This is a genomic window from Gilvimarinus sp. 1_MG-2023, assembly GCF_030548285.1.
This window is the reverse complement of sequence record NZ_JAUOSC010000040.1, coordinates 1-711: the sequence shown is the minus strand read 5'-3', so window position 1 is coordinate 711 and position 711 is coordinate 1. Positions and strand designations below refer to the sequence as shown.

Below are 711 nucleotides of genomic sequence, written 5' to 3'. Positions count from 1 at the left end.
AAACAATCCTACTATTGAGACACCCATCAACTCTATAGGAAGAGCACTATTAAGACACCTGTAGTGGTTCAATGATTCCGGACACCAACGTAGGTGGTAATATCGCCACCATAAACGAGGTGTCTGATGACCAGCAAGCGACGTTCCTTTTCTCCTGAATTCAAACAGGAAGCAGCCAGCCTGGTGCTGGATCAAGGTTACACGATTCCCCAGGCGAGCGTGTCCTTGGGAATTGGTGAAAGCGCTATCCGGCGCTGGGTTAACCAACTAACCGAGGAGCGTGACGGTATCACCCCGAAGGGCAAGGCCTTAACCCCGGAGCAGCGTCGTATTCAGGAGCTGGAAGCCCGCTGCAAGCGCCTTGAACAGGAAAAAGACATACTAAAAAAGGCTACCGCTCTCTTGATGTCGGACGAGATGAATCGTACGCGCTGATAGACCAGTTGAGTGAGCGAATGTCTGTTGAAATGGTCTGCAATGCGTTTGATATCAGCCGTTCCAGCTATTACGAGTACCGCCATCGGCGGAACCACGTTGATGTGGAGCGCATGGCCCTGAGGGCTCAGGTAAACCGCCTGTTCACCAAGAGTCGTCGTTCCGCCGGCAGCCGGACAATCAAAGGCTTGCTCAGGGAGGAAGGCACTGCCGTCGGTCGTTTCAAGGTTCGACGACTTATGAGTGAGCTGGGCCTGATCTGTAAGCAGCCAGGCC

1 pseudogene is annotated in these 711 nt (G+C 53.3%); it reads left to right on the top strand.

What is annotated here, in order from left to right:
* Positions 1 to 126: 126 nt before the first annotated feature.
* Positions 127 to 711, top strand: a pseudogene (locus tag Q4563_RS15520) (transposase); the annotation flags it as partial.